The 14,098-nt window shown below is 66.8% G+C and carries 13 protein-coding genes; 2 read left to right on the plus strand and 11 right to left on the minus strand.

All coding sequences use genetic code 11. From position 1 onward, the window contains the following. Nucleotides 1-57: 57 nt before the first annotated feature. The gene (locus AC5FRZ_RS13325; protein ID WP_493564821.1) at nucleotides 58-1,359 is read right to left on the minus strand and encodes a S8 family serine peptidase; all 1,302 of its coding nucleotides are present in this window, start codon (nucleotides 1,357-1,359) and stop codon (nucleotides 58-60) included. A 221-nt stretch (nucleotides 1,360-1,580) separates the two neighbouring features. Between AC5FRZ_RS13325 and AC5FRZ_RS13330 the strand changes: the two genes are divergently transcribed. Together AC5FRZ_RS13330 and AC5FRZ_RS13335 are read left to right on the plus strand one after the other, a co-directional pair. After that, entirely contained in the window at nucleotides 1,581-3,032 is a 1,452-nt protein-coding gene (locus AC5FRZ_RS13330) for a DUF7827 domain-containing protein (RefSeq protein WP_493564822.1), read from the plus strand. Between the two features lie 124 nt (nucleotides 3,033-3,156). Beyond that, the gene (locus AC5FRZ_RS13335) at nucleotides 3,157-3,735 is read left to right on the plus strand and encodes a BGTF surface domain-containing protein (protein ID WP_493564823.1); all 579 of its coding nucleotides are present in this window, start codon (nucleotides 3,157-3,159) and stop codon (nucleotides 3,733-3,735) included. Nucleotides 3,736-3,759: 24 nt separating this feature from the next. On the opposite strand, the gene AC5FRZ_RS13340 is transcribed toward AC5FRZ_RS13335, so the two are convergent. The 10 genes from AC5FRZ_RS13340 to AC5FRZ_RS13385 all read right to left on the minus strand — a co-directional run bounded on the left by AC5FRZ_RS13340 (nucleotide 3,760) and on the right by AC5FRZ_RS13385 (nucleotide 14,002). After that, a complete protein-coding gene (locus AC5FRZ_RS13340; RefSeq protein WP_372480356.1) occupies nucleotides 3,760-5,118 on the minus strand; it encodes an isochorismate synthase in 1,359 nt (452 codons plus the stop codon). Nucleotides 5,119-5,281: 163 nt separating this feature from the next. Continuing rightward, nucleotides 5,282-5,431: a DUF7557 family protein gene (locus AC5FRZ_RS13345; RefSeq protein ID WP_372480355.1), complete on the minus strand. Its 150-nt coding sequence runs from the start codon at nucleotides 5,429-5,431 to the stop codon at nucleotides 5,282-5,284. A gap of 147 nt (nucleotides 5,432-5,578) precedes the next feature. Continuing rightward, a complete protein-coding gene (locus tag AC5FRZ_RS13350) occupies nucleotides 5,579-6,646 on the minus strand; it encodes a TrmB family transcriptional regulator (protein WP_372480354.1) in 1,068 nt (355 codons plus the stop codon). A gap of 107 nt (nucleotides 6,647-6,753) precedes the next feature. Then, nucleotides 6,754-7,206: a universal stress protein gene (locus tag AC5FRZ_RS13355; RefSeq protein ID WP_372480353.1), complete on the minus strand. Its 453-nt coding sequence runs from the start codon at nucleotides 7,204-7,206 to the stop codon at nucleotides 6,754-6,756. Nucleotides 7,207-7,484: 278 nt separating this feature from the next. Continuing rightward, nucleotides 7,485-7,685 carry a hypothetical protein gene (locus tag AC5FRZ_RS13360; RefSeq protein WP_012807589.1) on the minus strand — a complete coding sequence of 67 codons (201 nt, stop codon included), beginning with the start codon at nucleotides 7,683-7,685 and terminating at the stop codon, nucleotides 7,485-7,487. An 82-nt stretch (nucleotides 7,686-7,767) separates the two neighbouring features. Next, entirely contained in the window at nucleotides 7,768-8,910 is a 1,143-nt protein-coding gene (locus AC5FRZ_RS13365) for an ABC transporter ATP-binding protein (RefSeq protein ID WP_194286880.1), read from the minus strand. Beyond that, nucleotides 8,907-9,962 carry an ABC transporter ATP-binding protein gene (locus AC5FRZ_RS13370; protein ID WP_493564824.1) on the minus strand — a complete coding sequence of 352 codons (1,056 nt, stop codon included), beginning with the start codon at nucleotides 9,960-9,962 and terminating at the stop codon, nucleotides 8,907-8,909. The genes AC5FRZ_RS13365 and AC5FRZ_RS13370 overlap by 4 nt, the downstream gene beginning before the upstream one ends. After that, nucleotides 9,963-11,111, minus strand: coding sequence for an ABC transporter permease (locus tag AC5FRZ_RS13375; protein WP_372480349.1), 1,149 nt, complete (start codon nucleotides 11,109-11,111; stop codon nucleotides 9,963-9,965). Then, entirely contained in the window at nucleotides 11,098-12,108 is a 1,011-nt protein-coding gene (locus AC5FRZ_RS13380) for an ABC transporter permease (RefSeq protein WP_493564825.1), read from the minus strand. Before AC5FRZ_RS13380 ends, AC5FRZ_RS13375 begins: the two co-directional genes overlap by 14 nt. A 7-nt stretch (nucleotides 12,109-12,115) precedes the next feature. Next, nucleotides 12,116-14,002, minus strand: a complete 1,887-nt coding sequence (locus AC5FRZ_RS13385) for an ABC transporter substrate-binding protein (protein WP_493564826.1) — start codon at nucleotides 14,000-14,002, stop codon at nucleotides 12,116-12,118. Between the last annotated feature and the right edge of the window lie 96 nt (nucleotides 14,003-14,098).

The raw sequence follows: 14,098 nt of genomic DNA on the forward strand, positions 1-14,098 counted from the left end.
GACCTACTAAGCAGTACGTGAAGGTTAAAACGAGATTGAACGCGTGGACCACCGGCGTCACCCGGTATCGTTGGCGACGGCCCGCACCGTCGGGGCCGGACGGACCAGTCCGTGCCCGGTTCGGGTGTCGACGCCGTCACGACCCACGTCGCGCGCGTGTCGTTCGAGGGCGCGTTCGACGGCCGTCGGCGAGCGGCTCGGGTCCACGTCGAGGAGCAGGGCAGCCAGTCCGCCGACGTACGGAGCGCCGGCAGAAGAGCCGACGAAGCCGTCGGGCCGCTGTGCAGCCGGCAGGCGATCGGGCGCGACCACGTCGACGCCGGTCCGACCGTCCGTGGTGGGACCTCGAGAGGAGAACGGCTCGGGTCGGTCCCGCCGCAGGTCGTACGCGCCGACCGCGAGTACGTCGTCGGCGGTCGCCGGTGCCGTGATGCTCCCCGCGGGATCGTCGTACTGGAACCGATGGGTCGGCGAGACGAGTTCGAGGTGTGCGCCGGTCGCGTCGGACGGTCCGCGGACGACGGCGAAGTAGTCGCCGCCTTCGAGCTGGACGGAGAGGCGCTGGTTGGGAACGCCGTCACGCTCGTAGGGCTGGGAGCGAGCGATCAGCTGGGTCCGGTTCCCGTCGGTCCAGTACAGCGACGCCCGGTACGTCTCCGCGGCGTGAGCGCGGTCCCAGGAGAGCCACAGCGTCAGCTCCGTGGCCCCGTCGCTGCGCAGGTAGTTGCGGGTACCGCCGCTGAAGCGGAGCTTCCCGTCGCTGGGATCGTCGTACTCGCCGTCCCAGTGGCCACGCGCGAGATTGCCGGTCGGCGCGACGAACGTCACGTTCTCGGCCCGAGCGCGTTCGGCGACGCGTGCGACCCGTGCGGAGCCGTCGCCGGGCGTCCCGTAGAACGAAACCGGTGCGACGATCACGTCCACGTCGCGGTCGAGCAGCCACCGGACAGCGCGGTGATACCCCCGCGGAGTGTCGAACGTCGCGAGCGCCAGCTCCGCGTCCGGTGCCACGCGGGCGACCAGCGACGCCGCCGCAGTCCCGTGCTCGTGGCGACCCGCGTTGCGAACCGACTGGTCGCGGCCGAACGAGCGGGTGGCGACGACCTGGCTCTCGATCGACTCGTGGCCCGGATCGAACCCGGTGACGTCGACGACGCCGACGCGAACGTCGTCCCCGGTGATCCCGGAGTCGTGGATCGCGTCGAGGTCCTCGCCAGAGACGACCGGCGTCGTCGATCCCGTGCCCGCTGTGGCCGTCTCGACGGTCGGCGCAGTCACGGCGAGCACGGCGATCAGCGCCGTCACCGCGAGCACGCCGATACCGACCCCCGCCAGTACGAACCGCGGTCGTCTGCCCATCACCCGGCACGTCGACCCACCGGAGTAAAACGCTACTGGACCGAACGGCGTCGGCACTGCGACGGCGAACGCTCGAATCGCCCGCGGGTGGCGTAAAATCTCGTTGAAGCATTCGGCGGGGATACTTACGTGGCGGCGGTAGCCGTGACTGGCATGTCAAAGCGATGCCGCCCACAATCGACAGTCCCGCCCGCAAACCGACACGAACAGGTGGTGAGACGATGAGACGCCTCGCGACCCTCCTCGCAGCCCTCCTCGTGGGGAGTGCGATCGCGGCGACGCCCGTCGCGGCAGCCGCCGAAACCACGACCGCACCGACCGGTACGACCGCACCATCCGTTCCCTTCGACTACGAAGGCGACAACCTGACGCTGTCTGCCGGCTACGCACAGCAGGTCACCGGCCAGCTCGATCGGCCGGCCGGAACGGAGGTCTCCGTCGTGCTCCGGTCCGAAGAGAGCGACCAGCCGTTCCTCCGAAAGGACTGGGCGACCGTCCAGGAGGACGGCAGCTTCGCCGTGCAGTTCGACCTGTCCGTCGTCGAACCCGACAGCGACGCCGTCGCGATCCTCTACGCCGACGGCGAGCGCATCGCCAACCAGTCGGTCCACATCGAGAGCTGTGGCGACGCCTGCACGAAACAACCACAGAACGCGAGCGACGGCTCGGCGTCGTCGACCGACGTGAGCGGCGACGGGAACGGCGTCCGGCTCGCCGACACCCTCGTGTCGGTACGAAACGGCGAGACGGCCGCGTTCGACGTTCAGTTCGGTGAGACAGACACCGCGACGGTCTCGCTCTCGACCGAAGGTCCCGACGGCGAACCGACCTGGGAGGTCGTCGCTACGGTCCGCGACACCGACGACGACGGTACCGCGACCGTCCAGTTCGACACCGCCGCGGCGGGCAGCGACGCGCCGACGCTGACCGCCGACGACGAGCTGACGATCACCGACGAGACATCGCTCGCAGACGACGCACTCGATCCCGCAGAATACGCCCTCGCTGTCGACGACGGTACCGAGATCGACGAACCGGAGAGCATCGGTACGGTCGCCGTCATGACCGATATCCAGAACGACGACACCGACGAGGGAGCGGCGAGCGCGGAGACTGGCGACGCGAACGCGAGCGACGGCGTGCAACTGAACAGTTCGATCGTGTCGGTGCGAAACGGCGAGACGGCCGCGTTCGACGTTCAGTTCGGTGACGCAGACACCGCAACGGTCTCGCTCTCGACCGAGGGCACCGACGGCGAACCGACCTGGGAGGTCGTCGCCACGGTCCGCGACACCGACGACGACGGCACTGCGACCGTCCAGTTCGACACCGCCGCGGTGGGCAGCGACGCGCCGACGCTGACCGCGGACGACGAGCTGACGATCACCCGCGAGAGCAGTCTCTCGGACGACGCACTCGATCCCGCCAGCTACGACCTGGCCGTCGACGACGGCACCGAGATCGACGATCCAGAGAGCATCGGAACGGTCGCCGTCACGGCTGGCACGCAGGACGGTGGAGCGTCGGAGCGTGACGAGACCGACGCAGGCGACACCGACGACGAGGAACCGGCCACGGAGTCACAGGACAACGTGAAGAGCGCAGGGATCGTCGGCGGCGGTATCCTCGCCCTGCTCGCGGTGCTCGGGGTCGGACTGCGCCTTCGCGACTAGGCGACCGTCCCGCCAGTCGTCGTCGACCCGTCTCGGTCTCGACGACGCCAGCACAGGTATGGCAACCGAACGATAATTTTTATTACCACAATAGCTACAATTGGTTTTGAGATAGGAATCGACGATGACACGCCAACGCCCTCTCGCACTCGTCCTCGTCGCCGTCCTCGTCGGCGCGGCACTGACCGGCGGCGTCGCGGCACAGACAGACAGCACCGAGACACCGACCGCATCGTTCACCCACGAGGAGACACTGACCCTCGAATCCGGCCCGGACCAACAGATCCGCGGGACGACGTCACTGGAAGCGGGCACGGAAGTGACGGTCAGGATCCGGTCGGCGAACGCCAGCGATCCGTTCATGGCGCGGCCGACGGCGACCGTCGACGAGAACGGCACGTTCACCGTCACGGCGAACCTGAGCGACATGTCGCCGGGAACGACGTTCACGGCGACACTCCGCATCGATGGAGAAGCGTACGCGGAAACGACCGGGCAGGTCGTCGAGTGCACGACAGCGTGCGGTTCGACGACCGAGACAGAACAGGCGACAGCGGCGACCGCGTCCAGCACGGCGTCACCGACGGGCGAAACGGTCACGGAGCCGACGCCGACGGCGAGCGACGGCCCCGGCTTTGGCGTCCTCGGCGCGCTCGCCGGGCTGGCGCTCACACTCTCCGGTCTCGTTTCGACCCGCAACTGACGGCCGGCCACCGAGCGTGCCAGCCTACGGCAGCTCGATTTCGAGCGCGTCCAGAATCGGTTCGAACCGCGACCGCACCTCGCCGTACTCCGTCGCCGGGTCGCTACCGGTGACGATGCCCGCGCCGCCGTACAGCGCGAGCCGTTCGTCCCACGTCAGCCCCGCGCGGATCCCGACGACGAAGGTGCCGTCGCCGTCGCCGTCGACCCAGCCGACCGGCGAGGCGTACCAGCCCCGGTCGAACGGCTCGACGTCGCGGATCACGTCGCTGGCCGCGCGTCGGGGCGACCCGCCGACTGCCGGCGTCGGGTGGAGTCGCTCGGCCAGCGAGAGCACGCTCGTCTCGTTCGGGACCGTGGCCGTGATCGGGCGATGGAGGTGCTGGAGGTTCGTGATGCGCTTGATCGACGGTTCGGCGACGGTCACGTCGTCGGCGACCGGACGCAACGCGTCGGCGATCGTGTCTGCGACGATGCGGTTCTCGACCTGGTACTTCTCGTCGCCCAGCATCGCGTCGGCCAGATCGGTGTCTTCGGCGGCGGTCTCGCCCCGATCGGTCGTCCCAGCCAGTGCCTCCGTCTGGACGTGGCCGTCCGCCAGCGCGACCAGCGTCTCGGGGGTCGCTCCGAAGAACGTCCGTCCCGGCGTCGGTGAGAAGCAAAACGTCGTACAGTTCGGGTACGTCTCGCGCAGGCGCGAGAGCACCGGGGCGACCGGAACGGGAGCGTCGAGGTCGACCGTGAGTTCCTGTGCGAGAACGACCTTGTCGAGTCCGTCGCTCTCGATGCGGCCGATCACGTCGTCGACGGTCTGTTCCCACTCCTCGCGGGACAGCGACCAGTGGAACGCCGTCGCCTCCGGCCCGGTGCCGTCGTGGGTGCCAGCGTCGGCCAGGCGGTCGGCCCAGTCGTCGAGTTCGCTCGACAGCTCGGAGCGTTCGTCTTCCGGAACCGTGACCGTCAGCCAGGTCGCGTCTTCCCCGGCGACGATCTGGGCCCGCGGCAGGACGAACGTGCCGTCGTCGAAGGCACGCCAGTGGCTCTGTGTGTCGGCGGGCACGGTGTTGCCGTCGAAGAAGGCGAACCCACCGACCGCGCGAGGGGCGGCGATCTCGGGGGCGTCTGGTCCGTCGACGGCTCCGAAAAGCTCCGTCAGGCGGTCGTCTGCGGTCTCGAATCGATCGGGGCTGTCGACCGTCACGGCGGCTGTCGCGCCGACGGCGAGCAGGTCCGGCTCCTCGGGATGGAGCCAGCAGAATCGCCGCCGATCGGGGACGGCACCGGCGGCAGCGAGCGGGGACACGTCGATTCGTCGGGACGCGGAGACGTACGTTTCGGCACCGACCGAAGCCGGCTCGGTCTCGGCCGCATCCTGTCTACTCATCAGCTAAGATTAGGAGTGGCAACTTATATTTCGCTCGTTCCAGCGAAGGCCAGCGGGGGCGAGAGCGGGCACGGAACCGGTAGGCTCGTGTTAACCGGTCGTCCGTCCGCCGCGTCTCGCCGTCCGGGTGGCGACGGCCGTGCAACAGTGACAGCCAGTAGTGTCACTCCGAGTAGCCTTCTTGCAGGAACGCACCCTCAGTCTCGTACACTGAGACGATCTCCTCGATGAACGCCTCGGACGACTCGTCGTCTTCCTTGTGAGCCTCGATGCGCTCTTTGAGTTCGTCGCTGATTTCGATCGTGTGGCTCATACCTGGAGCACCGCCACCTCACACGTCGAGGTCGGCGGTAAAATAACCCACAGTCGGTCCAGACTGTCGGCTGTCACCGTCGCGAGCTATTCGCGACAGCGTCACGGGAGACTGCACGGACGGACAGCTGGCGGTATCGAGACGGCTCTACTCGACGGCGTCCAGCCGGCGGAGCCTGACAGAGCGAGACTGGTAGTCTTCGATGAACGACCCCTTGCCGCCGACGCTGACGATCCCGTCGCCGGTGTCGATGAAGAAGCTGTTTTCCAGCGTGAAGTCGTTGCTCGTGGGCTCGATGAACGCCTGTCTGATCTCGGTGATCGGGCCGGCCACCGTCGCCCCCGACTCCGTCTCGACTTCGGCGTGCAGGTCGACGCCGGCCTGTTCGTGTAAGGTCGCGTGCAGCGTCGCCTGCCGGAACCAGTCGTAGCTCCTGGGCAGTGGGTCCGGATCGGTGACGTACAGCTCCGTCGCGGCTGGCCAGTAGGCGCTGAAGTACATCCCGAGAATCGAGCCCGACAGCTGGGGTTCCGAGACCGTCACGGCGACGTCGTCCGTGTGTGTGCCCGAGACGATCGTGGAGTCGCCGATCATCGCCGCCGCGTCGTCGACCGTGTAGACCAGCGGGAGGCTCTCCCCCCAGTACCGGACCACGTCTGCGATCCCGGCGAACTCGCTGCCGTCGCCGTCGACCTCGTCCATCCCACCGATCAAGAGGAAGACGACCACGTCGCTGTCGACGGCGGTGCGCAGCTCCGACTCGATCTCCGGGAAGACGTGTTCCGGAACCGCCAACAGCAGCTCCTGTCTCGCCGCCGAGATCGCGCTCTCGATGCGTTTGAGCGCCGTCTCGCGGGACTTGATCATCTGGATCTCCGGGGTCTCCGGCGTCGTCTCGTTGAAGCGCGCTTCCAGCGACGGCCTGATCGAGTCGAGACGGTCCGAGAGGTTTTCGATCGCCTCTGCGGGCGGCAGCGCCCGAATCGTCGTCGGAGAGGCGTGGTCGTTGACCCGCACGAGCCCCCGACCTTCGAGTCGCTCGGCGATGTTGTACACCGCCCGCTGGGTCACGTCCGTCGTCTCGGAGACCGTGCTCGTCGAGGCCTCCCCACACGCGAGCAACGCGAGGTACGTGTCGATTTCCGTATCGGAAAGTCCGAAGACGCTCAGCTCATCTCGGAGCTGTTCGTCGTCGTGTTCGTCTGAGGTCCCCATTACCAGTGCAGTAGAACGGCTGCGGCCATGTACGTGTTCATCTCGGAACCACCGCGGGTTCCGGCGATCCCGCCGGGGCTCTCGTGAAGCAGGGATAGCCGGCGGTGTTAGTCCATCGCGACGGTGACGTAGCCGCCGAAGTCGAGGATGACCCGCTGTGTTCGGTCGCCAAAGACCGCCTTGCCGGTCGGCGAACGACGCCGGCCCGGCAGGAAGATGTGATCGCAGTCCGTCTCGTCGGCGAGCGCGATGATCCGGTCGGCCTGGTCCTCGTCGGCGACCTCGACGCGCACGTCGTAGGCGATATCCTCACCCAGGACCTCCTTTGCCAGGTCCGAGACGTCGCTCGCGAGTCCGTCGAGGATCGCGCCCTCGTCGTAGGTGGTGTGTTCGACCTTCCCGATGGCGTCGAGCGTCTCCGCGACTTCCTCGTACTCGTCGGTCGTCACCAGCGAGAGGACGACGAGGTCGCTGTCCGAGCCGGCGGCGAACGAACGCGCGCGGTCCAGCAGTTGGCGATCACGATCGATATCTTCGACGACGACGAGCGCATCTGACATTGTACTGGCTGTCACGTCAGCGTAGAACATTAAAACAGTGTCGCAGTCAGCGCGGGTCGTCGTCGCCCAGAACCGCCACGACGCCGCCCAGAACGGCCGATCGTTTACTATGGCGAATTACTGCTGGCAGACGACACACCGTGATACTACCGGCTGTCCATCTGTGAACGATTTCGCCACCCCGGGGTGGCGAAGCTCTTCACGAAGTGACAGCCGGCAGTATGACGAGTGATCGCCACCTCGTGAGGAGAGGGGGCCGAGCGGGACCGTCGACAGTATCAGCCGAGTAGTTCCTCGAAGGGGTCCCAGTCGGCGTAGATACACGCCGCCGAGCCGAGGAAGACGGCCCCGAGCATCGCGCCGCTGAGCACCGAGATCACGAACGTCCCCGTTCCGGGTTCGATCGTCGGCGTCGCCAGTCCGAGCAAGGCGAGCAACACCGCACTCGACACGAAGAAGCCACGCAGGACGATCGTCATCGGTGGGTACGCTCCGGTAGGGCTGCGTCGATAATCGGGCTTTCGTTCGTCGCGTGGGTGTCGAGTGTGGTCGCGCCCATGCTCAGTCGTTCAGTGTCGGCGACTCGGCGGCTTCGACGCCGTCGAGCGGTTCGCTCTCCCAGTACTCGTGGTCGGGATCGGTGCGGTGACAGGCGGCACAGCGTTCGTTCGCCGTCGCCGCCTCCTCGCCCAGTTCCGGGGCCGTGGTGGTACAGGCTTCCCGAGCCTCCGGACAGCGAGTGTGGAACCGACAGCCCGACGGCGGATTCACCGGGTCCGGGATGTCGATCGAGCGGACCGGCGGATCGGTCATCTCCTGGGCAGTCGGGTCAAGATCGGCGGTCGCCCAGCGCAGCACCTTCGTGTAGGGGTGCTGGGGGTCGTTCAGGACCTCGTCGGGCGGGCCGATCTCGACGATCTCCCCGAGGTACATGATGCCGATGCGTCCGCCAGCCTCCTGTGCCAGATAGCGCGCGTTCGAGAGGTTGTGACTGATGAACACGAACGAGGTGTTGAACTGTTCTTGCAGCTCCAGGAGGAGGTTCATCGTCTCGACGCGCAGCGACACGTCCAGCGCCGAGACTGCCTCGTCGGCGAGGATCACGTCCGGATTCATCAGCAGGGCACGGACCAGCGCGATCCGCTGCTGTTCGCCCCCCGAGAGCTGGTGGGGGAACCGATGCGCGTAGTCTTCGGGTGGCTCCATGCCCACCCGGTCCAGCAGCGCGAAGATCCGCGCCCGGCGGTCCTCGGTGGACATCTCGGGGTCCCACTTCTTCAGGGGCGCTTCCAGCGTCGTCAGGACCTTCCGGTTGGGGTTGAGCGCCGCGCCGGGATCCTGGTGGATCATCTGGAGGGAGCGCCGAATGTCGTCGAAGGGAACGGTCACGTCGCCGCGGCCGTCCTTGGCGTCCCACACGTCTTGCCCCCGGTAGGAGACGGTCCCATCGGTGGGGCGCTGGACGCCGATGATCGTCTTGCCCAGCGTCGTCTTCCCGCACCCAGACTCCCCGACGAGTGCGAGCACGTCGTTCTCGGGGATGTCGATCGACACGTCACTGACCGCCTGAACGGTCTCTGGCTCGTCGAACAGCGACTCGACGACGCCCTGCTCTTTCTCGAAGTCGACCGAGACGTTCTCCAGCGACATCACGATATCGTCGTCGTCCCGGGTGGTCCCCGTCGTCGTGGCGCGGTCGCTCACGCGTCGGACACCTCCGAGATGTCGAACGGAACGGCGTCCTCGGCCTCGTCGTAGTGGAAGCAGGCCGAGCGGTGGTCGTCCTCGACGTCGACCCACGGTGGCGTCTCCTCGTGACACTCCTTGGTCGCGAGCGGACACCGCGGCGCGTAGTGACAGCCCTCGGGGACGTGAGCCGGGTTCGGCGCGGTCCCCTCGATCGGTCGCATCGAGTCGGTCGGGGCGTCGAGGTTCGGCACGGCCTGCAACAGCGCCCGCGTGTAGGGGTGTTTCGAGTCGTGGGCGATCTGCGTTGCGGTGCCGACCTCCGCGAGCTCGAAGGCATAGAGGATCGCCAGTCGGTCGGCCAGCCCCGCGACCAGCGGGAGGTCGTGGGTGATAAAGAGGATCGTCAGATCGTACTTCTCCTTGATGTCGGCCAGCAAGGAGAGGATCGAGCGCTGCATCAGCAAGTCCAGCGCCGCCGTCGGCTCGTCCATCAGGAGTACCTGCGGTTCGAGGATCAGGCTGAGTGCGATCAGCGCCCGCTGGCTCATCCCGCCCGAGAGTTCGTGGGCGTACGAGTCGAGCACGCGGTCGGGATCGAGATACAGGTCCGACAGCAACTGCCGGGCCCGGTCCATCCCCGCCTCCACGTCGTAGTCGTGGGCCGCCAGCGTCTCCTCGAAGTGCCCGCGGATCGACATGGTGGGGTTGAACGACGACAGCGCGCCCTGGAACACCATCGACACTTCCTCCCAGCGGAACTCTTTGAGGTCCTCGGCCGAGAGGTCGAGAACGTCGACCGGTTCGCCGCCGTCTTCGGGGTGGTAGGTCACCTCCCCGGTCGTGATCCCGGGTTCCTCGACGGCGTCCATCATGGCGTTTGCCAGCATCGACTTGCCGCTGCCGGACTCGCCGACGACGCCGAGGATCTCGCCCCGGCGGAGGTCGATCGACACGTCGTCCAGTACCATCGCGTCTCGGTGCTCCAGGTCGTAGGTGACACAGACGTTGCGGGCCTCGATGATCGGGTCCGCGCTGTCGGGGCCACCCTGCGTGCGTTGTCCTTGCATTCAGATCCCTCCCTCGTCGTCGTCGCTCGCGACGGTCTCGGCGTGTCGGGCACGGACCCGCGGATTGAAGATCCGGTCGGCTCCCTGGGCCAGCAGCGTCAGGCCCAGCGCGAGGCCGATGACCGCGACCATCGGGACCAGCAGCCAGTGGAACGCGGCGGGCGAGGAGATCGCGCCGGCACGATTGACGGCGGCGTTCATCATGACGCCCCAGTTGCTGCTGTTGTACGGCAAGACGCCGAGGAAGTACAGGCCGACGACGCCGAAGATGACCGCACGAGCCTGCTGGACGAAGTTCATCGTGATGTAGGGCATCAGGTTCGGGACGATGTCCCCGGAGATGATGACCGAGGTCTCCATCCCCATGATGCGGGAGGCTTCGACGTACTCGGCGTCGCGCAGGGTCAACACCTGCGAGCGGATGGCGCGTGCCAGCCCCGCCCAGGCGTTGATCGTCACGAGGATCCCGATGACGACCGGGTTGCCCTCGATCTGGAGCGCCGAGGCCAGCACGATCGTCAGCGGGAGCCCCGGAATAGTCATCATGACGTCGGTGACGACCATCAGCACCCGGTCGGCGGTGCCGCCCTTGTAGCCGGCGATGGTCCCGAAGACCGTCCCGAGACAGACCGTAAAGACCGCGCCCGAGGCGACCATGGTCAGCATCGACGGCGTGGCGTGGACCACCTGCGAGAGGAGGCTCACGCCGGACTGTGTCGTTCCCAGCGGGTACTCGAGCGTCCGGAAGGCCCCGATCAGATAGCCGCCCTGGTTGGGCGACGGTTCCGTGACGAGCAGGAGTCCGACCGTCCCTACGAACAGGTAAAACAGGACGACGAGCACACCCGTGCGCGCGCGCCAGTCGCTCCAGACGATCCGGGCCGGCGCGAGGAGTTTCTCGTCGATCCACTGTCGCCGCCGTTCGGCGTCGGTCATCGACACGTCGGCCATCTGCTGGAACTCCGAGACCGACGAGGAGCCCCCGTCGGCCGCGACGCGGCCGTTGCGTGCGTGGCCCGAGATGGCACCCCGCTCGGGCGTGCGATCCTCGTCGGTAAAGCGGTCGGGGTCGTCGGTGAGTCCGTCGGCGACGGCGGCGAAGTCGCTCTCGTCCACGTCGTCCGCATCGTGACGATCAGTAGGACTCACGAGAGCCACCTCCCTTGGCTCGCGGATCGAGCACGCCGTAGGTCAGGTCCGCGACGGTGATGCCGATGACCATCGCGATCGTGATGACGATGAACCCGCCCATCATCAGCGGGTAGTCTCGCGCGTTGATCCCCTGAATGAGGTAGAAGCCGACGCCGGGGTAGGCGAAGATGTTCTCGATGATGACCGCGCCGCCGAAGACGGTGCCGATGGCGATCATCAGCCCGGTGTACATCGGCAGGATGGCGTTGCGAGCGACGTAGCGCATCGCGATCCGCCGGGTCGAGAGGCCCCGCAGGCGTGCGACCCGGAGGTAGTCCTCCCCGAGCACGCGAATCGAGTTGCCCCGCATCGACAGCGCCCAGCCGCCGAACCCGACCAGCGCCATCGAGGCGATCGGCAGGGCACCGTGATAGAGCACGCTGCCCAGGAACGAGGCGTTGAAGCCGACGGTCAGCTCCGAGGCGTACCGCCCACCCGTCGGGAACAGCTGCATGCGGTAGCCCAGATACGAGACGAACAGCAGTGCGAGGACGTAGCCCGGCGTCGAGTTCAGCACGAGCCCGACGCCCGTACTGGCCACGTCGAATTTCGATCCCTCTCTGTAGGCCATGAACGCGCCCAGCGAGACGCCGATGGTGAACGCCAGGAACAGCGCCGTCGCCGTCAGGAACACCGTCCACGGGATGGCCGGCCCGATGATCGACATCACGGGGTCGCCGTAGCGCGTCGAGACGCCGAAGTCGCCCTGCAACATCGCGGCCATGTACTCGTAGTACTGGACGTACATGGGCTCGTTCACGGCGATGTTGGTCTGGGCCGCGATGCGAGCGTTGATCTCGGACATCGAGAGGTCACTCCCCCCCTGCTGGACGGCCTGGGCCCGCAGGTAGTCGAGCGGGCCGCCCGGCAGCAGTCGGACCAGTCCGAAGCTGGCCGAGATCACCACGTAGACGGTGAGCACCGATTGCGCGATGCGTTTCAGTACGTAGCTCATGGCACTCCTACTGGTTGGCTGTCGACAGCTCGTCGACGATGTCGACGGGCGTGACGGTCTCCCCGTCGCGTTCCTCCTCGTGGAGGATCGACGATTCGAACTCGCTGGGGAGGTTCCAGGCGTTCTTGGCGTCCCAGCTGTTGAAGATCCAGTCGAAGTGGAAGTACGGGTACGAGTGGTCGTAGGAGGCCCATCCCTGGAGTCCGACGACGAAGTCGCCGTTGGAGTAGTCACTCCCCCAGTACGTGGAGTTGTCGAGCATGATTGACTCGGCCTTGATACCGAAGTCCTTGAGGTTGGAGACGATCGTCTCGACGCCGGTCACCCAGTCCGAGAAGCCCGACGGCCCCTTGATCGGCAGTTCGAGGGGCTCGCCGTCCTTCTGCCAGGTGCCGTTCTGTTTCTCGTAGCCGGCGTCGCGAAGCAGCGACGCCGCCGCTTCGGTCTGGGACTCGCCCGGGCCGTAGGTCTCGAACTCGTCGACGACGCCCTCGAGCCAGCCGCCCTCGATCTGGTCGTTGAACTCGCCGGTCAGTCCGCTGGGGTAGGTGACCGCGAGCTTGGACTGGGTGCCCGCACCGGAGTTGAGCGCCGCGTTCTCGCGGTTGACGACGTGGGCGATCGCCTTGCGGACCCGCACGTCGTCGACGGGCTCTTCCTCGAAGTTGAACATCAGCCCCATCCCCCAGTGACGCGGGATGAGACTGACCTGCATCGAGTCGGGCAGCTGGTTCAGCCGGTTCTGGGGCATGAACAGCGTCGCGGACCCGTCGGTCTCGTTGTTGATCAGCGAGTTCCAGCGCCCCTGGTTCTGTGGCTTGTAGAGGTACTCGGCCTCGGGGACGGTGATGTTGTCCGCGTCCGGGTGGTCCTCGTACTTGGTCAGTAGCGTGCGCTGGCTGTCGGCGTCCTCGAACTGGAAGGGGCCACAGCCGACCGGTTCGGGGGTCGTGTCGTTGGTGAGATCGCTGAGCGCCGACGCGCGCTCGTCCTCGTCGGCGGCCTCGTCGAGTGCGGTGACGAACTCTCCGTAGGAGTCGTCGTGGGCGGTGAGGCGCTTGGGCTGGAGGTACGCGAGCAGGATCGTCTCGCTCGCGGGTTCGGCCAGCGTGATCTCGACCGTCGACTCGTCGACCGTCGTGACCCGGTCCGACACCGCGCCCATGTCGTCGGGCGCGACGAAGTTGCCCAGGGAACCGCCGTTGTAGATGTCGAGTTTGACCTGGTTGGCCACGTCCGTCGCGGTGACGGCGTCGCCGTTGTGCCAGGTCAGCCCCTCGCGGACGGTGAGCGAGACCGTCTCCTCGCCGACTTCCCAGTCCTGGATGGCGTAGCCAGTGTACTCCTGGGTCGCGAGGTTGTACTTCATGAACCGATCGAACAGCAGCCGGCGAGCTTCGCCGTAGTTTTGCCCGTTCCAGGGATTGTACTGCGAGTCCTGGGGGACGGCCCACTGTGCGAAGGTCAGGCGGTCGTCGTCGGAGTCGTCCGTCGCCGTCCACTGACCCTCCCGCGGGAGCCACTCTGTGGGCCAGTACGTCTGGACCGCGTCGCTGTCGGTCCCGGGCACGTTCCAGTCGTCGGTCGACTGGAACGACTGGGCGAGTTTCTCCATGACAGGCAACACCGGGAGCGTCTGGTTCGTGATGTAGGCCAGCTCCTGAATCTTGCGCTGGGCCTCGCTGGTGGCCTGGACCGCCGTTGCGGTCTCGGTGTCGGTGTCGCCCGCGTCGGTCTCGTCGCCGCCGTCACCGGACGCCTCGGTCGCCGTCTGCTGGGCCTGCTGTCCGCCACAGCCCGCGAGGCCGGCGATGCCGGCCAGGCTGACGCCGCTGACGAAACGGCGTCGGGAGAGTATCGACTGGTGCTCGTGATCGGTATGATTATTCGCCATGTTCGTCTACTGCTGTGGGACACCCCCACAATAAAAATTCCGGTAGAATAGGTTCTTCGCGATTCTCGTAGAACTTAAGTGGGAGTCTCGCTTCGT

The sequence above is a fragment of the Halomicrobium sp. HArcht1-1 genome (assembly GCF_058933285.1).